The 21,132-nt window shown below is 38.3% G+C and carries 19 protein-coding genes; 4 read left to right on the forward strand and 15 right to left on the reverse strand.

What is annotated here, in order from left to right:
* The first annotated feature begins 46 nt into the window (after nucleotides 1-46).
* On the forward strand, nucleotides 47-1,135 hold the full coding sequence (xerS, locus tag ACE198_RS21465; RefSeq protein ID WP_251459772.1) for a tyrosine recombinase XerS: 1,089 nt from the start codon (nucleotides 47-49) through the stop codon (nucleotides 1,133-1,135).
* Nucleotides 1,136-1,338: 203 nt separating this feature from the next.
* Here xerS and ACE198_RS21470 read toward each other — a convergent pair whose 3' ends face one another.
* The 7 genes from ACE198_RS21470 to ACE198_RS21500 all read right to left on the reverse strand — a co-directional run bounded on the left by ACE198_RS21470 (nucleotide 1,339) and on the right by ACE198_RS21500 (nucleotide 12,178).
* Nucleotides 1,339-3,243, reverse strand: coding sequence for an ABC transporter ATP-binding protein (locus ACE198_RS21470; RefSeq protein WP_285851175.1), 1,905 nt, complete (start codon nucleotides 3,241-3,243; stop codon nucleotides 1,339-1,341).
* Nucleotides 3,240-4,967: an ABC transporter ATP-binding protein gene (locus ACE198_RS21475; RefSeq protein ID WP_375376976.1), complete on the reverse strand. Its 1,728-nt coding sequence runs from the start codon at nucleotides 4,965-4,967 to the stop codon at nucleotides 3,240-3,242. Before ACE198_RS21475 ends, ACE198_RS21470 begins: the two co-directional genes overlap by 4 nt.
* A gap of 201 nt (nucleotides 4,968-5,168) precedes the next feature.
* Nucleotides 5,169-5,927 carry a hypothetical protein gene (locus ACE198_RS21480; RefSeq protein WP_375376977.1) on the reverse strand — a complete coding sequence of 253 codons (759 nt, stop codon included), beginning with the start codon at nucleotides 5,925-5,927 and terminating at the stop codon, nucleotides 5,169-5,171.
* Between the two features lie 98 nt (nucleotides 5,928-6,025).
* Nucleotides 6,026-8,464 carry a DNA topoisomerase IV subunit A gene (gene parC, locus ACE198_RS21485; RefSeq protein WP_375376978.1) on the reverse strand — a complete coding sequence of 813 codons (2,439 nt, stop codon included), beginning with the start codon at nucleotides 8,462-8,464 and terminating at the stop codon, nucleotides 6,026-6,028.
* Entirely contained in the window at nucleotides 8,461-10,440 is a 1,980-nt protein-coding gene (parE, locus tag ACE198_RS21490) for a DNA topoisomerase IV subunit B (protein WP_098571227.1), read from the reverse strand. The genes parC and parE overlap by 4 nt, the downstream gene beginning before the upstream one ends.
* A gap of 292 nt (nucleotides 10,441-10,732) precedes the next feature.
* The gene (locus ACE198_RS21495) at nucleotides 10,733-11,149 is read right to left on the reverse strand and encodes a CoA-binding protein (protein ID WP_098571226.1); all 417 of its coding nucleotides are present in this window, start codon (nucleotides 11,147-11,149) and stop codon (nucleotides 10,733-10,735) included.
* A gap of 90 nt (nucleotides 11,150-11,239) precedes the next feature.
* Nucleotides 11,240-12,178, reverse strand: a complete 939-nt coding sequence (locus ACE198_RS21500) for a sensor domain-containing diguanylate cyclase (protein ID WP_375376979.1) — start codon at nucleotides 12,176-12,178, stop codon at nucleotides 11,240-11,242.
* A gap of 307 nt (nucleotides 12,179-12,485) precedes the next feature.
* Between ACE198_RS21500 and plsY the strand changes: the two genes are divergently transcribed.
* The 3 genes from plsY to ACE198_RS21515 all read left to right on the forward strand — a co-directional run bounded on the left by plsY (nucleotide 12,486) and on the right by ACE198_RS21515 (nucleotide 15,213).
* Nucleotides 12,486-13,085, forward strand: a complete 600-nt coding sequence (gene plsY / locus ACE198_RS21505) for a glycerol-3-phosphate 1-O-acyltransferase PlsY (RefSeq protein WP_098571224.1) — start codon at nucleotides 12,486-12,488, stop codon at nucleotides 13,083-13,085.
* Nucleotides 13,086-13,213: 128 nt separating this feature from the next.
* Nucleotides 13,214-14,365 (forward strand): CapA family protein, encoded by a 1,152-nt coding sequence (locus ACE198_RS21510; RefSeq protein WP_375376980.1) that lies wholly within the window; start codon nucleotides 13,214-13,216, stop codon nucleotides 14,363-14,365.
* Between the two features lie 44 nt (nucleotides 14,366-14,409).
* Complete coding sequence (locus tag ACE198_RS21515) at nucleotides 14,410-15,213, forward strand: CPBP family intramembrane glutamic endopeptidase (RefSeq protein WP_375376981.1); 804 nt, start codon at nucleotides 14,410-14,412, stop codon at nucleotides 15,211-15,213.
* A gap of 22 nt (nucleotides 15,214-15,235) precedes the next feature.
* On the opposite strand, the gene ACE198_RS21520 is transcribed toward ACE198_RS21515, so the two are convergent.
* The 8 genes from ACE198_RS21520 to mtnA all read right to left on the reverse strand — a co-directional run bounded on the left by ACE198_RS21520 (nucleotide 15,236) and on the right by mtnA (nucleotide 21,032).
* A complete protein-coding gene (locus tag ACE198_RS21520) occupies nucleotides 15,236-15,553 on the reverse strand; it encodes a hypothetical protein (protein ID WP_375376982.1) in 318 nt (105 codons plus the stop codon).
* Between the two features lie 52 nt (nucleotides 15,554-15,605).
* The gene (locus ACE198_RS21525; protein WP_375376983.1) at nucleotides 15,606-16,034 is read right to left on the reverse strand and encodes an acyl-CoA thioesterase; all 429 of its coding nucleotides are present in this window, start codon (nucleotides 16,032-16,034) and stop codon (nucleotides 15,606-15,608) included.
* A gap of 28 nt (nucleotides 16,035-16,062) precedes the next feature.
* The gene (locus ACE198_RS21530) at nucleotides 16,063-18,396 is read right to left on the reverse strand and encodes an AAA family ATPase (RefSeq protein WP_375376984.1); all 2,334 of its coding nucleotides are present in this window, start codon (nucleotides 18,394-18,396) and stop codon (nucleotides 16,063-16,065) included.
* Between the two features lie 96 nt (nucleotides 18,397-18,492).
* Nucleotides 18,493-18,723 carry a small acid-soluble spore protein Tlp gene (gene tlp / locus ACE198_RS21535; protein ID WP_098571218.1) on the reverse strand — a complete coding sequence of 77 codons (231 nt, stop codon included), beginning with the start codon at nucleotides 18,721-18,723 and terminating at the stop codon, nucleotides 18,493-18,495.
* A 124-nt stretch (nucleotides 18,724-18,847) separates the two neighbouring features.
* The gene (locus ACE198_RS21540) at nucleotides 18,848-18,988 is read right to left on the reverse strand and encodes an acid-soluble spore protein N (protein ID WP_026567323.1); all 141 of its coding nucleotides are present in this window, start codon (nucleotides 18,986-18,988) and stop codon (nucleotides 18,848-18,850) included.
* Nucleotides 18,989-19,055: 67 nt separating this feature from the next.
* Nucleotides 19,056-19,187 carry an FbpB family small basic protein gene (locus tag ACE198_RS21545; RefSeq protein ID WP_026567322.1) on the reverse strand — a complete coding sequence of 44 codons (132 nt, stop codon included), beginning with the start codon at nucleotides 19,185-19,187 and terminating at the stop codon, nucleotides 19,056-19,058.
* 139 nt (nucleotides 19,188-19,326) lie between these two features.
* On the reverse strand, nucleotides 19,327-19,863 hold the full coding sequence (locus ACE198_RS21550; protein ID WP_098576457.1) for a TlpA family protein disulfide reductase: 537 nt from the start codon (nucleotides 19,861-19,863) through the stop codon (nucleotides 19,327-19,329).
* A 119-nt stretch (nucleotides 19,864-19,982) separates the two neighbouring features.
* Nucleotides 19,983-21,032, reverse strand: coding sequence for an S-methyl-5-thioribose-1-phosphate isomerase (mtnA, locus tag ACE198_RS21555; protein WP_375376985.1), 1,050 nt, complete (start codon nucleotides 21,030-21,032; stop codon nucleotides 19,983-19,985).
* Between the last annotated feature and the right edge of the window lie 100 nt (nucleotides 21,033-21,132).

The raw sequence follows: 21,132 nt of genomic DNA on the forward strand, positions 1-21,132 counted from the left end.
GACGTAATTAAGCCAGTTTAGTAAAATATAGAAACGGGGTGATTTTATGGTAAATCAATCAAAGCAGCAACAATTTCAAAAACTTCAATCGTTGCTCAAAGAACTTCCTTGGTATGTTGACGAATATATTAATCATAAATTACGTAAGCTTTCAACGGCTTCCTTATTTAATTACTGTCATGATTATAAAATCTTCTTTAACTGGATGGTCAGTGAGCAATTGGTGTCAGGCACCATCAAAGATATTCCTTTAGAGCGTTTAGAGCAACTGACTGTCTTGGAGGTTGAAGGTTTTTTAAATTATTTGCATTATCAATTAAATAATAAAGAACTTACCGTTAATCGGAAATTATCTGCGTTAAAATCACTGTTTAATTATTTACAAAACATTGCGGAAACCCCAGATCTAAAGCCTTATTTGAACCGGAATGTTATGGCTAAAATTGAATTTAATGAAGTAAAAGACAGCATGGAAACCAAGGCAACTAAAATGGAAGGTAAAATCCTCCTCGGGGACGAATATGAAAAATTCCGGTTATTTGTTGCGAATGATTATGGTGAATTGAATAAAGATAATAAAAGACTCTATAATTTTTATCAATTAAATAAGGAACGTGATACGGCCATTGTCTCGTTAATCTTGGGTTCCGGGCTGCGTCTTTCGGAATTAGTTGGGATTGAATTAGACGATATTGATTATAGTAAGTATTGTGTGAGAGTAATCCGTAAAGGAAATAAAGAACAATTTGTTTATTTTAGCCAAGTGGCAATGGATGACCTACAAGAATACCTTTCAATTAGAACGGCTAAGTACCAGGTTGAGAAAAGCAATAAGGCGTTGTTTATTTCAGCTCCGATTGGTCCCAAGGGCAAATCACGGCAATTAACAGCCCGATCCGTTGAAAAACTCATTGAAAAATATGCAACCGCATTTGGTAAACCATCGTTATCGGTACATAAGCTGCGTCATTCATTCGCGACTAGATACCATGCTGAAATCAATGATGTACCGAAATTAAGACGGCAATTAGGTCATTCATCCATCCAAACGACGATGATCTATACGCATATTAAGAATGATGATTTAAAAATTGCTGTGGATAAGATGGATATGCCGAAAGAGCAAATAGAATGATCAATGACTGTCGTTTTCGCGGCAGTCTTATTTTAAATTTTAATCAGTTTACATAATAATATTATGGTAACAAAAACGTAAAATATCTCATTTCCTAAGTATACTTAAGATAATGAGACGAAATGAATTTTTTTCATAATTCAACACTTATTTAAAATAAAAAAAGCGTTCAGAAAGTTCGTAAGCTTTCCAAACGCATTCTCTCAACCTACATTTTTCACTGAATTACTCCCTGTAAACTGACTATTATACAGGTCTGCATAAAAACCGCCTTCTTCTAGTAATTCCACGTGAGTTCCTTTTTCAATGACACTTCCGTTATTCATTACTAGGATTAAATCAGCATCTCGAATCGTCGACAATCTGTGGGCAATGACAAAGCTGGTCCTCCCTTTCATTAAGTGGTTCATCGCTTTTTGGATTTGAACCTCTGTTCGCGTATCGACACTACTGGTCGCTTCATCCAAAATAAGTATCGCTGGATTAGCAAGGATCGCCCTAGCAATTGTTAACAGTTGTTTTTGCCCCTGAGAAATGTTGGATGCCTCTTCATTCAAAATCGTATCATACCCATCTGGGAGCGTTCGAATAAAGTGATCAGCGTTTGCCGCGCGAGCTGCTGCCACCACTTCTTCCTTTGTTGCCCCCTCTTTTCCGTAGGCAATATTATCAAAAATCGTACTATTAAATAACCATGTATCCTGCAGTACCATACCAAATAAACTTCTTAGGTGCTCCCTTTTTACCTCTCTCGTATCGACTCCGTCAATGAGTATGCTGCCAGAATTAATTTCATAGAAACGCATCAGCAAATTAATTAGTGTGGTTTTACCCGCTCCTGTTGGTCCGACAATCGCTACTGTCTGACCAGGTTTCACATCGATTTCCATATCTTTGATTAAAAGTTCATTTTCCTCGTAACCGAAACTTACATGTTCAAAGGTTACTTCACCTTTTGGCCTAGCGATCACCTTCGCATCAATGGCTTCAAGCACCTCTTCTGTTTCATCCAAAATTTCAAAGACCCGTTCGGCACTGGCGATCGTGGATTGAATGACGTTTGCGATCGATGCAGTTTGAGCAATCGGTTGGGAAAATTGACGTGCATATTGGATAAAAGCCTGTATATCACCAATTTCAATCGCTTTTTTCGTTACCAAGATTCCACCAACGACTGATACGAGAACATAGCCAATATTATTGATAAATCCCATTAATGGCATGATCAGGCCTGATACAAATTGTGCCTTCCAAGCGGATTGGTAGAGAGTTTCATTGATTCCCTCGAATGTTTCAATTGATTTCTGTTCGTGACCGAAAACTTTGACTACTTTATGACCGGTATACATCTCTTCCACATGCCCATTTAATTGGCCTAATGATTTTTGTTGCCCTTTAAAATACTTTTGCGACTTTTTAGCTATCTTTGCAATCGCAACACCGCTAAGCGGCAGTGTCAAAATGACAACCAACGTCATTAATGGACTAATCGACAGCATCATGATAATGACACCGATAATGGTAACAACGGAGGTAATCAGCTGGGTTAAGCTTTGCTGTAAGGTCGTACTAATATTATCAACATCATTTATTGCACGGCTGAGAATTTCACCATGGGTACGTGAATCAAAGTATTTAAGCGGAAGTCGGTTCAGTTTCTCTTCTACCTCTTTCCGAAGATTGTAAACTGTCTTTTGCGCGACACCCGCCATAATATATTGTTGGATATAAGCAAAAATCGCACTTAGAATATAGAGGCCAATGAGTAAAATAATAATTTGACCGATATAATCAAAATCGATTTTAGCTCCAGGGATTCCTCTAAATTTCATCATCAAGCCTTCGAATAACTTAGTCGTCGCTTTCCCCAATATTTTAGGGCTGACGATCGCAAAAATGGTACTAATAATGGCTGTAATTAAAACCGCTAAAAGCTGTAATTTATATGGTTTCAAATAGCTGATAAGTCTATTTAGAGTTCCTTTAAAGTTCTTTGCTTTTTGGACAGGCATGCCCATGCCCATCGGGCCAAATCCGCCGCCTGGTCCAGGGCCAGGTTTTCTAGTCCCCGTCCCTTGGGTGTGGTTTTGATTGGAATCCTTACTCATGCGATTTCCTCCTCTGACAGCTGTGACATGACAATCTCGCGATAAACCGCACATGATTCCATTAATTCTTTGTGTTTCCCAATTCCAGATATTTCACCGTTATCGAGAACGATAATCTGATCAGCGTCGATTATGGTGCTTACACGCTGTGCTACTATTAATACCGTTGAGTTCCCCGTTTCGTTTTTAAGGGCAGCCCGTAACTTGGCGTCTGTTTTAAAATCCAAAGCAGAAAAACTATCATCAAATATATAGATTTCCGGCTTTCGTACAAGGGCTCGTGCGATCGACAATCGCTGTTTTTGTCCCCCTGAAACATTTGTTCCCCCTTGGGAGATTACCGCATCAAAGCCTTCTGGCATGTTAGAAATAAATTCTTTCGCTTGGGCTACTTCAGCAGCATGATCAACCTCTTCTGCTGTGGCATTTTCTTTTCCATAGCGGATGTTCTCAGCAATCGATCCGGTGAAAAGTACGGATTGCTGTGGGACAAACCCTATCTTTTCTCGAAGTTTTTCTTGTGCCATATCCCTTACATCTATCCCATCGACAAGGACTTTCCCGCTATCGACATCATAAAAACGCGGAATCAAGTTAATGAGTGTTGATTTTCCTGACCCAGTACCGCCAATAATGGCAGTTACTTCACCGGGTTTTGTTGAAAAAGAGATATTTGAAATGGCTGGCATTTCCGCGCCCGGATAACTGAATGTTACCTTTTGAAACTCAACAAAGCCTTTTTTTCCTTCATCAACTTTTGACGATGAAGGATCTTTAATATCTGCAACTGTCTCTAGTACTTCATTGATTCGAACAGCCGATACCGATGCCCTTGGGATCATGACAAACATCATCGACAGCATAATGAACGAAAACATAATTTGCATCGCATATTGGATGAAGGCCATCATATCTCCTACCTGCATATGACCATTGCTAATCCGCAGGCCGCCAAACCATACAATCGCGACTGAGGAAAGGTTAAGGACCACCATCATAATCGGCATCATTGCGGCCATAATTTTATTGACCTTAATGGCTGTTTCAGTTAAATCCCAGTTCGCTTCATCAAAACGCTTCTTCTCATGCTCCACTCGGTTAAAAGAGCGAATGACACGAATCCCGGTTAAGTTTTCACGTAAAACCCGATTGAGATTATCTAACTTTATTTGCATCGCTTTAAAAAGTGGAATCCCTTTTCTGGCAATGATCACGATCGCCAGCACGAGAACAGGCAGAGCAACAGCGAGAACAAGGGTAAGTTTCGCATCTTTTGAATATGCCATGATGATCCCGCCAATACACATCATCGGTGCCATCGCTATCATTCGGAGCATCATTACTAATACTTGCTGGATCTGGGTGATATCGTTGGTGGTTCTAGTAATTAACGAGGCTGTTCCGAGCTGATCAAACTCGTGCAGTGAAAAGTTTCCAACGTGAGAAAAAATTTTGCTTCTTAATAATTTTCCAAAGCCTGATGCTGCTTTTGCTGAGTAGAAACTTGCTGCTATCGAACAAATCATTCCCCCTGCCGCCACAAGCAGCATAAAACCGCCAATTTTCCATATGTAGCCCGTGTCTCCTTTGACAACCCCTTTATCAACGATATCGGACATTAACGTTGGCAAATATAATTCTGATAATGATTGTAAGAGGACGAGACCTAAAACCAGATAAATGGCTAATTGAAATGGTTTTAGAAATTTGGTTAATTTAATCAATTCCTTCAACTCCGTTTTTAATTGATTAAGAGTAACTGTAGCTTATTTTTATGAACTAAATATGAACAATTAAATGGAAATGAGTTTTTTATCCAACTCCTTTGATAAAATTTGGCAAGAATAAGTATATTCCCGTCTGGAAATCTCGTCAAATTTTTGGAAAATAAAAAACACAGGATCTCCTGTGTCGATAAAATACAGCTATTTATTACGTTCTTTATGAACAACGATCCGAATTAACTTCCACTGACCTTGGTCAAATGACCAAGTTGATTCGACAGTAGCAATCACGTCAGCATGGGCAATCCCGGTAATTTTCTGCTCGCCCAGTAACCCCACTTGATTGTTTTCTATAGGTATAGGTTGGAGACTGCTAAATGGATTAACGGTTAATTCTGTCGGCTCATTTAGCTTGCCACGATAATATAATCCTAGTTTTTTATAATACTTCTTACGGTCCTTTAAATCAAATAGATACGACTTTCCTGTTTTGGCGAGTTTAATCTCTGCTTTATACCCATGAAGAAAATGGCTTTCCATTTCAAGTGGTTCTGGCAGAAAAAGTTTCGTCTGTTCAAAATTCCTAATAGAGTAGGAATAATTTTGGACAGTTGGTTCATTCCCCCCTTTCACCACACTTGAAAACAAATCTTTCACTCCATCATTGTTTAAGTCGACAAGTTCCAATCCCGCCTTAGCACCACTATTTAGTGGAATGGTGTATTTCCTACCATTTGAAGCATTAATCTCAATATAGATTTTTTCCAAAAATGCCTCCTCTTTCTGATAAGGAACCCCCTTTAAAAATATTTCTTCCTCTTTTCCGTCACCGGTAATATCTGCTTTTTCATTTGAAATAGTGATTATTTTTGTCGTTTCTTCAATCGCATATACCCCAGTAATAGCAGTAAGTGACATGAGAAAAAATGAAACAATGACCAAAAGCATCTCTTTTTTCATCCATGAACCTCCCAGAAGCTCTATTACTTGTTAGTATGACCAGTTTTGGAAAAAAGATGAAAAAGGACACTTTAATTTTTAGAGTGTCCCTTAATCATTTATTCACTAGGCTTTTCTGATGCAGATACTTTCCAAACAGTCGTAACCTTTCCGTTTTCCTCTTCATCCAAAATAAATGAACCATTGGAATAACGGTCACTGTAGTGAATATCGATTGTATTAAGTTCCTCGAGATGTCCTTTTTCCGTTTGGATAAAAATCACATCTTGTTCATTGGCAATATCAAATCCTGCAATGCGGTGTGGATTTGATTTAAGTTCCCTTAAAATGACTACACCGCGTTTGGCACGAGTAGCTTTTTCAAATTCTTTCATTTTCATTCTCTTTACAGCTCCACGCTGTGTAGCGATAACGATCGTTTCGTTACTGTCTGGATGAATGATTTTTCCACCAATTACGAAATCCTCATCTTTTAAATTAATCCCTTTCACACCTGCAGCACGAGCACCTACTATACTAATTTCTTCTTCATGAAACCATAAGGCATATCCTAAGTGGGTAATCAAGAATAATTCATTTGTTCCATCGGTTAAATGAACATCAATTACTTGATCATCATCCTTTAGATTGATACCAACAAGTGGTTTAGAATATCGTTGTGCTTTATACTGTTTTAGCTCCGTTTTCTTGGCCATGCCATTTTTCGTGATAAAGACAAGGAATAGGTCAGCCTCAAAGTCTTTAACTGGAATCGCCTGGATGATTTCTTCATCACGGTCAATTGGAATGATATTAGCCACATGTTGTCCAAGGTCTTTCCAGCGAATATCTGGCAGCTCATGAACAGGACAGAATAAGTAGTTTCCTTTATTTGTGAAGAGCAGCAGGACATCCTTCGTATTCATTTCGAGTTGCGCTAATAAACGGTCTGAGTCCTTCATTGCTAAATCCTGACCATTGGACGCCGCATAGGAACGAGTACTTGTCCGTTTTACATATCCATGTTTCGTAATCGTTACAATAACATCTTCACTTGGGACTGTAACCTCAAGATTGATTTTTAATTCTTCAATTTCTGCCTCAATCTTCGAACGCCGTTCATCCGCAAAACGTTTTTTTACGTCCTTTAATTCTTTTTTAATAACGGAGAAAAGAGTTTTCTCACTTGCTAAAATGCTTGTAAGCTCTTCGATCTTCTTCGCTAACTCTTCCGCTTCCTGTCTTAGGGCAGTGATATCGGTGTTTGTTAAACGATATAGCTGTAAGGAAACAATTGCTTCTGATTGCGGCTCTGTAAAGTCAAACTTTGCAATCAAATTGTCCTTCGCGTCGCGTTTGTCCTTAGATGCACGAATGGTGGCAATTACTTCATCTAGGATCGATAAAGCCTTCATCAGACCTTCAACAATATGTTGTCGTTCTCGGGCTTTATTCAGATCGTATTGTGATCTTCTTGTGACCACTTCTTTTTGGTGCTCAATATAAGCATCCAATAATTCTCTAAGACCCATTAATTTCGGTCGTTTCTTATGAATGGCAACCATATTAAAATTATAGGTTACTTGAAGATCACTATTTTTATATAAATAGTTCAAGACACCTGCTGAATCGGCATCTTTCTTCAGTTCAATAACAATTCTGAGACCGGTCCGATCTGTTTCATCACGAATTTCAGAGATTCCTTCCACTTTACGATCAAGACGGAACTCATCCATTTTTTTGACGAGATTGGCTTTATTCACTTCATAGGGAATTTCCGTAATAACGATTTGCTGCTTACCGCCGCGAACCTCTTCAATGTCGGCTTTGCTGCGAACGATAATTTTTCCTTTACCAGTTTCATAGGCTTTTTTAATTCCATCAATGCCTTGAATGATACCTCCCGTAGGGAAATCTGGTCCTTTGATAATCGTCATGAGTTCCTCTACGGAACAATCAGGATGGTCCATTCTCTTAATTACTCCGTCAATGACTTCACCAAGGTGATGCGGAGGAATATCTGTTGCATACCCAGCAGAGATTCCTGTTGATCCATTGACAAGAAGGTTTGGGAACATCGCTGGCAAAACTGTTGGTTCTTTGGAAGTATCATCAAAGTTAGGAATAAATTCAACCGTATCTTTTTCGATATCACGCATTAATTCTGCGGCAATCGCGGATAGCCTTGCTTCTGTATAACGCATCGCAGCAGGCGGGTCACCATCGACGCTTCCGTTGTTACCATGCATTTGCACAAGAACATTTCGAACCTTCCAGTCCTGACTCATCCGTACCATGGCCTCGTAAACAGAGGAATCACCATGTGGATGGTAGTTACCAATAACGTTACCGACAGTTTTTGCAGATTTACGAAAACCTTTATCGTGAGTATTTCCTTCAAAATGCATTGCATAAAGAATTCTCCGCTGCACCGGTTTGAGACCGTCACGTGCATCCGGAAGGGCTCGTTCTTGAATAATATATTTACTATATCGACCAAAACGATCACCAATGACATCTTCTAGAGGCAAGTCTCGGAATTTTTCAGTTGCACTCATCCTTCAGAACCCTCCTCGGCGACCGTAATATTTTCATTTTCTAAGATGGTGTCATCTTCTTCTAACCCAAATGCGACATTCGTCTCAATCCACTTACGGCGCGGCTCAACTTTATCGCCCATAAGAGTGGTAACGCGGCGTTCTGCTCTAGCCGCATCATCGATTTTTACCCGAATCAACGTCCTTGTTTCAGGATCCATCGTTGTTTCCCATAGTTGATCGGCGTTCATTTCGCCAAGTCCTTTATAGCGCTGGATAATATAGCCTCTGCCTACTTTCTTGATGGCTCCTTGAAGTTCATCATCATTCCAAGCATATTCGATAATTTCCTTCTTGCCTGTTCCCTTGCTTACTTTATAGAGCGGAGGTAAGGCAATAAACACTTTCCCTGCTTCTAACAACGGCTTCATATAGCGATAAAAGAAAGTAAGCAGTAAAACTTGAATATGTGCCCCATCTGTATCGGCATCGGTCATAATGACAATTTTATCGTAATTGATATCTTCGACACTAAAATCGGAACCGACTCCGCCGCCAATGGCATGGATAATTGTATTGATTTCTTCATTCTTAAAAATATCAGCGAGCTTGGCTTTTTCGGTATTTATGACCTTACCTCTGAGTGGAAGGACTGCTTGAAAACGTCGGTCACGTCCCTGTTTCGCTGAGCCTCCCGCAGAATCACCCTCAACCAGGTAAATTTCGTTTCTTTGCGGATTACGTGATTGTGCAGGTGTTAGTTTACCAGATAAGACAGCATCCGAACGCTTGCGTTTTTTTCCGCTGCGTGCGTCCTCACGTGCTTTTCTGGCTGCCTCTCTTGCTTGATAGGCTTTGATTGATTTTTTGATCAGAAGGGAGCTAATATCAGGATTCTCTTCTAGAAAATAGGAGAGGTGTTCAGAAACAACTGAATCAACGGCTGATCTAGCTTCACTTGTTCCTAATTTCCCTTTAGTTTGTCCTTCAAACTGGAGCAATTCTTCCGGGATTCGAACGGAGATAATTGCCGATAATCCTTCACGGATATCTGCGCCATCAAGGTTTTTGTCTTTGTCTTTTAAGAATGATACCTTACGAGCATAATCATTGAATACTCTTGTCATCGCAGTTTTTGCCCCGGCTTCATGGGTACCGCCATCTCTTGTGCGGACATTATTGACAAAGGAGAGGACATTTTCAGAATAGCCATCATTAAATTGAAACGCAAAGTCCACTTCAATTCCATGCTGGGATCCTTCCAAACTGACAACTGGATGGAGGACATCCTTTTCTTCGTTTAAATAGGCAACGAATGCTTCAATCCCATTTTCATAATGGAAGATTTCATGGAAATCATTTCGGTCATCTATAATTTCGATTTTCAAACCTTTTAACAAGAAGGCTGACTCCCTTAACCTCTCACATAACGTTTCGAAATTAAAAGTGGTCGTTGAAAAAATAGTTGGATCTGGCTTGAAATGAATCGTTGTACCGGTTTGATTGGTTTTGCCGATTTTTTCGAGGGTTGTTATCGGTTTTCCCCCATTTTCAAAACGCTGTTCATATACGAAACCGTCCCGTTTAATGGTGACAGTTAGCCATTCTGATAGGGCATTAACAACAGATGCCCCTACACCGTGCAAACCGCCGCTTGTTTTATAACCGCCTTGGCCAAATTTACCGCCGGCATGAAGCACTGTTAATATAACCTCTGGTGTTGGTTTCCCCATTTTGTGCATACCAGTAGGCATTCCGCGTCCACGGTCATTTACACTAATAGAATTATCTTTGTGTATTTTTACAATGATTTGATCACCGAATCCACCAAGAGCTTCATCGACGGAATTGTCGACAATCTCATAAACAAGATGATGGAGACCGCGTGAATCAGTGCTGCCAATGTACATTCCTGGACGTTTCCTAACCGCCTCAAGACCTTCAAGTACCTGTATGGCATCATCATTATAATCAAAAACTTGCTGATTTCTTGCCACTAAAATACCCCTTTCATTCCCTACAAAAAGAAGTATCCTTCTAATTGCTCATGAACTAATTGATTAGTCATTCTTTATATAATCTTTTATAAAATTAAAAAATAGAACCAATGTTTGCCGCTTCTTATTTTAACATAAATCTTGCGGCGTCTATGCTATATTGTAGCGATTTATTTCGATTTAGCAAATACGTAATTTTAAACAACATATTTTTGTAATAATATAATCATCGGTTTGAAGCGAGTTAAAAATAAAAAAACTGCTAAATATTAGCAGTTTTGGGGTTCGATTTTTAAGCTTTAGATATCGCATGTTCGACTTTAATGCAACGATTCATTATAACCGTATATCCCTTGTTTTTTAAGAATTCATAGGCTTCTTCGTTTTCAAGGCCAAGCTGTGCCCAGTAGATATCTGCATCGATCTCATCAAACTCCTTCGCAACATCGAACAGTTGTTCTGACCTGCGAAAAACATTAACAATGTCCACATGTCCTTCGATATCTTTGAGAGATGCAACAGCCTTTACTCCTAATGCAGAATCAATTGTGGGATTTACCGGGATAATTTCATAGCCAGCTTTTTGCATCGCTTCAGACACTTGGTAAGAAGTCCGTTCAGGATTATTACTTAAACCAACTACGGCAATTCTTTTTGCCTTTTTTAAAATATTACCAATTTCATTGCGACTTGGATTTTCAATAGTCATCATATTCACTCCTAGGGTCTTTTTCTTTATTTTACCTATTTTTTCAAAAAAAACATAATAAACAGCTTAAAGGGTCTCAATCTTTACTTCTTAGTTGTAAAGAGTTACACCGTTTCTACCAAGGTCTTTTGAAATAGATAGTGCATGATTCGCCTCCAAAATTAACTCCTCTTTCGCTTTTCCTTTAGAAAATACGGAGATTCCAAAGCTGCAAGTGATTTGATCGATATTCTCAAATTGAAATTCCTCAATAATTGAACGGATGGATTCTGCTAATTCCTGTGCCCCATTTCCGTCGGTACCAGGAGTAAGTAATATGAATTCTTCTCCACCCCAACGGACAAAAATATCTGATTCGCGAATCCGTTGTTGAACGATGATGGAAATAGTAGAGAGTACTTTATCACCTGCATCATACCCAAACTGTTCATTCACATGTTTAAAGAAATCAATATCCATGATAATCATCGATAAGGGCTGATTTAATCGTTCTGCTCGCCTCATTTCCACTTCTAAGATCGCATTCATTTCCAATTGGTTTATACTGTATGTTAAAGAATCCATTAGGAAAAATTGTCTGTTCCCACTCTTCTCATTCTCTAAATGAGTGATATCCATACAGACACATAAGTATTGGTTTGAACCCGGTATGGACTCATACTGTAAATTAAAGTAACTCTCTTCACTACTGCTGTTGATCCAGTGCATATTTACAGAGTTTTTCCCCGTTTCGATGATTTCTTCAAACCATCTACTTTTGTCGATTGGATAAAAATAATTGGCATCATCTACAAAAAAACTAGAGAGGTATTTCAATATAGGTAGCTGTGTCTGTGCCTTACTAATGCCAGTAAAATTACTAAAAGCTTGATTGAATTCGATAATCTCCTCGTTGTCAATCACAAAGATAAGGTGATTTTGAAAATTCATTAAAGCTCTCGTTAACTTCTTTTGTTTGGATATTTCTTTTTCAAGCTGTTTCACATCTTTGTATTGGTAAGTTAAGTATGGGTGATTATTAGCCGCCACTTTGAAGCACCTCTTTCTATCATTCAGGATAATATGATAAAACCGACCATTGATTACGAAACTTGGGTCGGTTTAGTATGTATTTCTATGATTTTATCTAAATTATATTGACTCCATGCAAGGCTTTCAATGAATTAACAAATGGTTTGAAAATTCTCCTTATTTTTGTAATAAATTTGACTCTATTTGTTCTTACTTTTGACTGTAATCAAAAAAGCAAGAACATGTGAAAGGATTAATAGTGTTTTTTCTTAATTCCATGGTAAAATAGAAGGACTGGATCTTTTTGTAGAAGGAGAATTTGTTAATGATTCAAATTATTTTAGTAGTTATTCTGGCATATTTACTTGGTTCGATCCCCTCTGGTTTAATTATCGGAAAGGTTTTTTATAAAACAGATATTCGTGAACATGGGAGTGGAAATTTAGGAGGAACCAATACCTTTCGTACCCTCGGTGTGAAAGCTGGATTAGTAGTTACACTTGCTGACATCCTGAAAGGGACCTTAGCTGCCGCTTTGCCGCATCTCTTCCAAGTTGATATAAACCCATTATTGGCAGGTATTTTTGCAGTCGTCGGACACACCTATCCAATCTTCGCCGGGTTTCGTGGCGGAAAAGCGGTTGCTACCTCTGGTGGTGTCGTATTGTTTTATGCACCTTATATGTTTATTACTGTATTAATTTTCTTTTTTATTAGTTTATACCTATCAAAATATGTTTCCTTATCATCGATGGTTGCAGGGGTTACAGCCGTGATGTTTGCCATTGTTTCAGGGGTAGTTGGTGAATGGGACATCCCTCTTCTCATCGTCGTCCTGTTCCTTGCGTCGTTTGTCATTTATCGTCACCGAGCAAATATTAAACGAATTATGAATAAGACCGAGCCCAAGATTAAATGGCTATAGCAAAAAAGAACCGGGATTTTTCGGTTCTTTTTTATATGTTAAAAACTCCTAATTAAGCAAAGAATAGTTTTAAAATTATACAAGAATATACTATAGTATAATTATCAGATAAAAGATAAGGAGTAATTATGAAAAGGCATGCCCTACCTTCAGTTATAATTATTTTTGTTTGTATTGCTTTAGCATCATTCCTTTTTATTCAACAATGGCAAAACACGACCGAGGATGAACAAAAAGTTTTACCGGCAAAAAATCTTCAAACCCGTTCTTCATTGCTGGTCAATCGAGAAATGACAGAAAAAATAACCATTGGAGCTATTGGAGATATCCTTATTCACGATAATGTATATCAAGATGCCTTTAATGGAGCTACATATGAATTTGACCCGATGTTTGAGAACGTAAAAACTCTATTAAAAAAACCAGACGTATTAACTGCCAATCAAGAAAGCACGATAGGCGGAAAAACATTAGGGCTTGCTGGTTATCCACGGTTTAATAGTCCTTACGAGTTGGCAGATGCTCTTGTACACACAGGAGTAGATATTGTATCTACTGCCAATAATCATACCTTAGATAAAGGTGAAAAAGGGATTAAGTCAGAGGCTGACTATTTAGAAAGTATTGGTTTACCTCACGTTGGAAGCTTCCTTGATGAAAAGGACCGCCAAAAATTGCGGATTTTAAATAAAAATGGGATAAAGATTGCTTTTCTCTCCTATACATACGGAACGAACGGAATCCCGGTTCCAAACGGAAAGGATTTTCTCGTCAATCTGATAAATCGAGAAACGATGCGTGATGAGATTCATCGCGCCAAAAAGGAAGCCGATGTCATTGTTATGAGTATCCATTGGGGAGATGAGTACCACCGAATGCCTAACAAAGAACAAAAGGATTTGGCTAGATTTCTCGCAAATGAAGGTGTCGACATTATTTTTGGATCTCATCCGCATGTTCTTCAACCCATGGAATGGATCAAAACAAAGGATGGAAGAAAAGCGTTTGTTGTCTATTCATTAGGAAATTTTATCTCATCACAACGTAATGATTATAAGGATATTGGTGGTTTAGCTACGATTGGCATTACAAAACATATATCAGGTAATGGAAACTCGATTGAATTGTCGAACCCGCATTTTTATCCCACCTATGTCTCTAGTAAAAGAAATCATAATTTCCGTGTAATCCCTTTAGAAAATGCTGGTTCATTTGGTCTTCGTAACGCCAAAGGAAAGTACACGGAAATTCAAGATCACATGATGAAGTGGCTCCGTTAAAACGGAGCCTTTTTATTCTCAGATGAATGACAGGAGAAGATCGGATGGAATGGATAAAGCCGAAAGGGCTCTGGATTTCTGGGTATTTTTTACTCATGATGTTTCTATTTACAAGAGGGTTTTACCACCCTTTTTTTGTGTTATTAATTGGTTTATTTTTAATCATTGTTTTTTTAAAAGAAGAGAATCGCCTTTTTGGTTGGATGATTATTTCATTTTTTCTCGGAAATCTCTTGCTTGGATACATGGATCATTTTATTGAGAGTTTTCATTTATCTCCTTTTTTGCTTATCATGATGAGTCAATTATTATTGTTGATTCCTATTTTAATGATTAGCTTTGTGGTTAAGCAGTTTAACCAAGAAATAACGCCTTACTTTCACCGGCCGATTTTCACTGAAGAAATTCAACTTCCTTTTAAAATTGTTTTTTCCTTTAAGAGATTTGTTCTTATATTTGCACTAATGGCTGTTCTATTTTTAGGTATCACACTACAATTTCAAAAAGATGGCCTGCATTGGCTTCCGTTTCTATTGATTTTGTTATTCGCATTGGTAAATGCGATTCTTGATGAAATATTATGGCGTGGAATCCTTCTCTCGAAACTGATCAGACATACCTCGCAACCAATTGGGATAGTCATTACGAGCATCGCTTTCGGTATCAACACCACCATGTTTGGTTTTTCAGTAATAATATATATGATTTATATTTTTCTAGGATTCATGTTAGCTTTTTTAACGGTCAAATCACGTAGTGTTCTTCCTGCGATGATTGCACATACATACGTCACAACCATCTTGCTACTAAACGGGGTAATGTCCATCCCTGTATATTATGGTTCATAGCAAAAAGCACACTTAAAGATGATTACTCTTCAAGTGTGCCCTGATTCTTTTTCCAAATATGTTCTAACAATCCTTCTTTATGTAAAATGTCTCGTTGACGCTCACCAAGTAAATCAAAATGAGAATAACCATCCTTACGAACATGAATCCATTCTTTTTTTAATCCATGTTTTTGTCCCCATGCTGCTAATTGCTCAAGATTGTTACAACCAACCTTGGTTACCGTATTGCATCCTGGAAAGCGGTCATCTAACCAATAATGGGTTAAAAAAGCTAATTTTCCATTATCAATTTTTCTCTTCCACTCGATGACTTCCTGCCGTTTGATTCCAAAAGCCAACTAAGTCACCCCATTCCTAAAGACTTATGCCTGCACATATGTTATAAATGGTTTATTTTTTCTTAATATCTTCATATTTTAAGAACCACTCTGGGAAGGCTTTTTTGAAGGAAGTCGGTCTAAAGTTATCTTTCTTAACAATAATGTGTGTGGTCTTCCCCTCCACACATATCTCCTCATCACCATTTACAACCTTATAACCATATACCGTTTTGATGCCGTCATTTAATTCAACCCAAGTTTTTACAAAACCTCGATCACCATACCGTAACGGTTTTTTATAGGTCGCTTGGACATCATATACTGGGGCAAAATAACCTGACTCCTCCATTGCGAGATAACTATAGCCTAGGTCCTCAATAAACCCAGTTCTGCCAAGTTCAAAGTATTTAAGATAATTAGCGTGGTAAATGACTCCCATCATATCCGTGTCCGCATAATAGAGTTGAATTTCTCGAGTTGATATAAAATAGTTTTCCATGGGCCCTCACCCTTCCTTCGATTGGTCATTACATTTTATTGATCGACTTTATTACATCTTCAACCTCAAGCAGGAGTGACTTTTCAAAAAGATCTTCCCCATCTTCCACTTCCATTAACCTTGAGGCCTGTGCTTGAATCATTTCATCCACCATATTAGTAGCAAAACGCCCATTTCCTTTAAAGGATTCTTGATCCATTTTACTCAATAACAGCCCTTTAGCATCACTTGATAACTGGTATTGATAACTTTCTGCATATACAGTCATAATTTCAAGCAGTTCTTCAGAAGAATAGTCTGGAAATAAGAAGAACTTTTTAAACCTTGAGCGAAGCCCTGGATTACTTTCTAATAGTAGGTCCATTTCATGTGGATAACCCGCCAGGACTACCACTAAGTTTTCATTGTGCTTTGTCATTTCATCGACTAGTGTATCGATGACTTCTTTACCAAAATCTCCTGATGTTGAACTGAAAAGTGAATAGGCTTCATCAATAAATAGGACTCCCCCAAGAGCTTCTTTAATCTTTTTTTTCGTTTTTCCGGCAGTTTGTCCTACATATCCTGCCACAAAATCTGCTCTGCTTGCGACAATTAGATGACCTCGTTTTAACATACCGCAGTCCTTTAAAAGCTCTGCATAAATCTTAGCTACGGTTGTTTTTCCTGTTCCAGGATTGCCGGTGAAAACCGCATGTAATTGAATAGGCACTGGAGAAAGCCCTTTTTCCGACCGGTATTGCTGCATCTTAACAAAGGAAATCAATGACCTCATTTCCATCTTTAATTGGTCTAAACCAATAAGCCGGTCTAATTTTTCATAAGGGGATTCTTCAACTTCTTCTTTTGCGATTAGAAAATCTTCTTGATTCAATAACATAAATTCAAGGATATTATCGTCAGAGACTTCCTTATTAGAGCCCTTTTTGAAAATCGCATCGATGACGATATTGCGGACTGTTCGTGCATTTCCAAAGGTATCATCCACCCGCTCACGTTCTAGTCGATGATTAATTTCAATTTTCGCTTCGTCGCTAAGGAAATAATCATTATCTGCTGAAACTTTTTCAGCTATTTTTATTAACTCTTCATTTGAATAATTAGGTAAATGAATGAGGTTTGACTGTGGAAAGCGACTGCGTAACCCTGGATTTGCATCCAAAAAGGTGCGCATTTCTTCGGGATAGCCAGCCAAAATAACTGCAAATCTCCCGCCAAACTCACTTCCAGTCATCAGGGAAACTAACGTATCAATGGCAGCTTGACCATAATCATTTCCTGTTTGTCCCTCGCGCTTCAAACTGTATGCTTCATCAATAAATAGCACACCACCAATGGAGCGTTCCACAACGGTGCGGACATTTTCTTCGGTTTGTCCAACGAAGGAACCCACAAGCTGGGAGCGGTCGGTCTCGATCACTTCCTCTCGAGGCAGGACTCCTAACTCATGATAAATTTTTGCTAATAAGCGGGCAAGTGTGGTTTTCCCTGTTCCCGGATTTCCGGTTAAAATCATATTTAGACTCAAATCGTCCTGCATTTGAAATCCTAAATCTTTCCGCTTTTTTTGATACTTGAGAAAGCGGTAAAAGTCATTTACCCGTTTCTTGACAAACTCCATTCCAACCATATCATTTAGTTGATCTAATGCATTGATTTGATCGGTGACAGATTGTATGTTTTCTTCGTAAAATTGCTTTTGCCAAGTTTCTTTGATTTCATCTAAATTGGATAAATGCAATTTTAAATCATCATAATAGGTGGAGGTATGGAAAACACCTGTAATTGATTGGTCATACTCCTCCACGGCCTTTAATAGCTTGCCTGTTTCATCGATTGCAGCAGAGTATAATTCAAACATCTGATTATACCGTTGATACACTTCCTTCGTACTCAAGGTTGCAGAGAATTCTCTTTTTGCGGCTAAATCTGTTTGTATTTCGTCTGCATTATTTAAAAAATTTTGACATACTTCTATGTACTGTTCGGCTGTTTTCTTTTTTGCCGTCCGGTTATCTGTTTCTCGTATTGCAGGAAATGTAAGAGGCAAGAGTATATCCGCTAATTTTTTCCAATCCTTTTGTAACATATATTCTCTAGCCGCTTGATTATTTGGATTTAAATTAAGTGCTCTTTCCATCCAAATTGCAGCCATTTTATCCTGTTCATTTCGGCCAATCCGCGAGAGTGCGGCAATTGTTAACAGTTTTGATAAGGTGACAGGATTGGATTCATCTGTCAACGCAGAAATTAATGCACTTTCATTAGAAATCGAACCATTTTGATTTAGTTCCATTTCCCATCGTTTGAGTTTTTCCTCATTATTATTAATGTGCTGGTTTACAATTTGTCTCAAAATCATCACTTCTTCTTCAAAATTTCCTTTCTATCTTACCATAACAATCACTCCATACCTAAACAAAAGACCTGTCCACAATGAACAGGTCTGCCCTCGATTTCAGCTTTGTTGGTTGTGTGCTTCATCTTTAATTTCTGACCGGAAGGAGTCAATGCTTTCCCGACGGCGTTCGTTTTTCGCCTCAATTTCCTGGCGTTGTGTCTCGCTGTCGGTAAGTGCTAATGATTCTTCCGCTGCTTCAATATTATTTTCTGTATTCTGAATCATTGCTTGCAGCTTTTCAACGTTATCACTGCGGTCATCTGGATTCGGTTTGTTATTATAGGCCATTGTATTTCCTCCTAGGGTGTAATTGGTACAGATATAGTTTGTTTCGGACTGAAAAAAATAAACAAGAATTTTTTAAAAACAAAAAAGACTTGCTGGTTTTACCAGTCAAGTCTTAAATTCATTGTTATTCACCTTTTGTTTGTATTACTTGGGCATGTTCGCCTGAAGTATCATTCATTTTCTTTCCTTTATTCCCGCTAAAGCCACGTGGTTGTGTTCCAACGTGATCTGGTTGAAAACGTTTCGTTTGATATTTTTTACCCATGTCATGATCCCTCCTTATTTACATTTTGTCCTAGAGGAAGGAAAACATGATTGGTAAACTTTTTTAGTTATTCTGCTTTACCGAGACGTTTTTCTTCTAAGCGCTGTTCAATCTTTTCCATCGCAGCGCGATCTTTTAATAGTTGTGTTTTATTTTCAGATACTAGCTCAGCAAATGAGCGTTTTCTTGGTTTTCTCATCGGTATCACCATCCTTAGTTCCTATTCTAACAGTTATTATGCCCGGAAACGGTTGCAATTATTACAACTTTTTGAAAATTTTAAAGAAAAGCCTTTCACACTAAAAAAGACATTGGGATCATCCAACGTCTTTTTTAGTCTATTTTAACTTGCTGGTGAAATCTTTCATATCATCAAGTTTCATTTCACCGATATATTTGTTCTGTATGTTTCCTTTACTATCAATAAAATACGTAGTGGGTATGGATAGGACTTGATAAGTTTCATTTACAGTATCTTCTGCATCAAGAAGAATTGGAAAAGTAATTTTATTTTTATCTACAAAACCTTGGACATCTAATTGAGGATCAATGTTAACAGCTAAAATGACAACATCCTTTGGCATCTGTTTTGAAAATTGCTCCATTGCCGGCATTTCTGCCTTACACGGAGGACACCAAGTTGCCCAAAAGTTCAGCATCACTTTTTTGCCCTTTAAATTAGACAGCTTTACCTTTTCTCCGGTAAGTGTTTTCAGTTCAAAATCAGGTGCTTTTGCTCCAACAGCGAGACCTTCTTGACTTGCTGTGGGTTGACTTTTCGTTTCGGGAGTTTCTGAAGTCTTATCCATAGCTTGAACAATCGCGACTGTAAGTAAGGATACAAGTATTACGGTTGCAATTACTTTTTTTATCATTCCCGAATCCTCCTTTACTTCATAATCTGCTACATTGATTTTACACTATAATCTTAGGTGAAACCAAACAAGGATATGCCGAAACTGTGACAATTTACAAAAACAATCCGCTTCCACTCTTAGGATTGAAAGAGTTTCACAAGTTCTCCCTGGTAGTTTCCTTTTATTATCCCTTTTTCAGTAATGATTGCGGTAACAAGCTCATTTGGTGTGACATCAAACGCAGGGTTAAATACTTTCACACCTTCAGGAGCGGTCCTTTTTCCAAAGCCCTCTGTAATTTCGGATGCATCTCTTTCCTCGATTGGGATATCAGTCCCTGTTTTTGTATCCAAATCAATCGTAGAGGTCGGTGCTGCCACGTAGAAAGGGATATTATGGGCTTTTGCTAATAACGCAACCCCGTATGTCCCGATTTTGTTAGCTACATCACCATTGGCTGCAACGCGATCACATCCGACAATCACTGCTTGCACCCAGCCTTTTTGCATCACCATTGCGGCCATATTGTCTGTAATGAGAGTAACATCTATGCCAGCCTGCATTAGTTCCCATGCAGTTAATCGCGCACCTTGTAGCAGCGGCCTTGTTTCATCAGCAAAAACTTTGATATCCCAGCCCTTTTCTTTTGCTAAATAAAGTGGTGCTAAAGCTGTTCCATATCTCGCAGTAGCGATCCCGCCCGCATTGCAATGGGTTAGAATCCCCATGCCGTCCTCTAATAGGTTTAAAGCATGCTTTCCAATGGTCCGACATACTTCTTCATCTTCATTACGAATATTATGAGCTTCTTCTTCCAAGGCTTCTTTGATTTGATTAATCGGTAATTCCTTCTCTTTAAGTGCTCGTTCATTCATTCGTTTCAAAGCCCAAAACAAGTTCACGGCTGTTGGGCGTGATGATGCCAAATAATCTGATTGCTTTTGTAAATGTCCATAAAAATCTTCAAAAGAACTTTCTGGAGCATCCTTGATCCCAAGCACTAATCCATACGCTGCAGCTATGCCAATTGCCGGAGCTCCACGAACTTTAAGTTGTTTAATGGCATCCCAGGCCTCTTCAATTTTTTTTGTTTCGAGAAATTCTGTAATGTTTGGTATTTTGGTTTGATCGAGTATTTTTAGTACTCCGTTTTCATAGGAAACGGATTGTAAGTATGTGTTTTCCATTTAAAAGCATCCCTTCAACTTTATGTAAATTCTTGTTAAGTTTTTAGAATCATTCCTTCAACTTCACCCATTGTAATTTTAACAATATCCGAGACATATG

Origin of the sequence: Neobacillus sp. KR4-4 (genome assembly GCF_042136325.1) — a bacterium.
Taxonomy (GTDB): Bacteria; Bacillota; Bacilli; order Bacillales; family Cytobacillaceae; genus Neobacillus.

Bases quoted from the DNA above. Each gene is read 5' to 3' on its own strand.
- ACE198_RS21470 (WP_285851175.1), bottom strand. From the start codon at position 3,243: ATGAGTAAGGATTCCAATCAAAACCACACCCAAGGGACGGGGACTAGA.
- ACE198_RS21530 (WP_375376984.1), bottom strand. From the start codon at position 18,396: ATGATTTTGAGACAAATTGTAAACCAGCACATTAATAATAATGAGGAA.
- parC (WP_375376978.1), bottom strand. From the start codon at position 8,464: ATGAGTGCAACTGAAAAATTCCGAGACTTGCCTCTAGAAGATGTCATT.
- tlp (WP_098571218.1), bottom strand. From the start codon at position 18,723: ATGGCCTATAATAACAAACCGAATCCAGATGACCGCAGTGATAACGTT.
- mtnA (WP_375376985.1), bottom strand. From the start codon at position 21,032: ATGGAAAACACATACTTACAATCCGTTTCCTATGAAAACGGAGTACTA.
- ACE198_RS21515 (WP_375376981.1), top strand. From the start codon at position 14,410: ATGGAATGGATAAAGCCGAAAGGGCTCTGGATTTCTGGGTATTTTTTA.
- ACE198_RS21480 (WP_375376977.1), bottom strand. From the start codon at position 5,927: ATGAAAAAAGAGATGCTTTTGGTCATTGTTTCATTTTTTCTCATGTCA.
- ACE198_RS21495 (WP_098571226.1), bottom strand. From the start codon at position 11,149: ATGACTATTGAAAATCCAAGTCGCAATGAAATTGGTAATATTTTAAAA.
- ACE198_RS21545 (WP_026567322.1), bottom strand. From the start codon at position 19,187: ATGAGAAAACCAAGAAAACGCTCATTTGCTGAGCTAGTATCTGAAAAT.
- ACE198_RS21550 (WP_098576457.1), bottom strand. From the start codon at position 19,863: ATGATAAAAAAAGTAATTGCAACCGTAATACTTGTATCCTTACTTACA.
- ACE198_RS21540 (WP_026567323.1), bottom strand. From the start codon at position 18,988: ATGGGTAAAAAATATCAAACGAAACGTTTTCAACCAGATCACGTTGGA.
- ACE198_RS21510 (WP_375376980.1), top strand. From the start codon at position 13,214: ATGAAAAGGCATGCCCTACCTTCAGTTATAATTATTTTTGTTTGTATT.
- xerS (WP_251459772.1), top strand. From the start codon at position 47: ATGGTAAATCAATCAAAGCAGCAACAATTTCAAAAACTTCAATCGTTG.
- plsY (WP_098571224.1), top strand. From the start codon at position 12,486: ATGATTCAAATTATTTTAGTAGTTATTCTGGCATATTTACTTGGTTCG.
- ACE198_RS21525 (WP_375376983.1), bottom strand. From the start codon at position 16,034: ATGGAAAACTATTTTATATCAACTCGAGAAATTCAACTCTATTATGCG.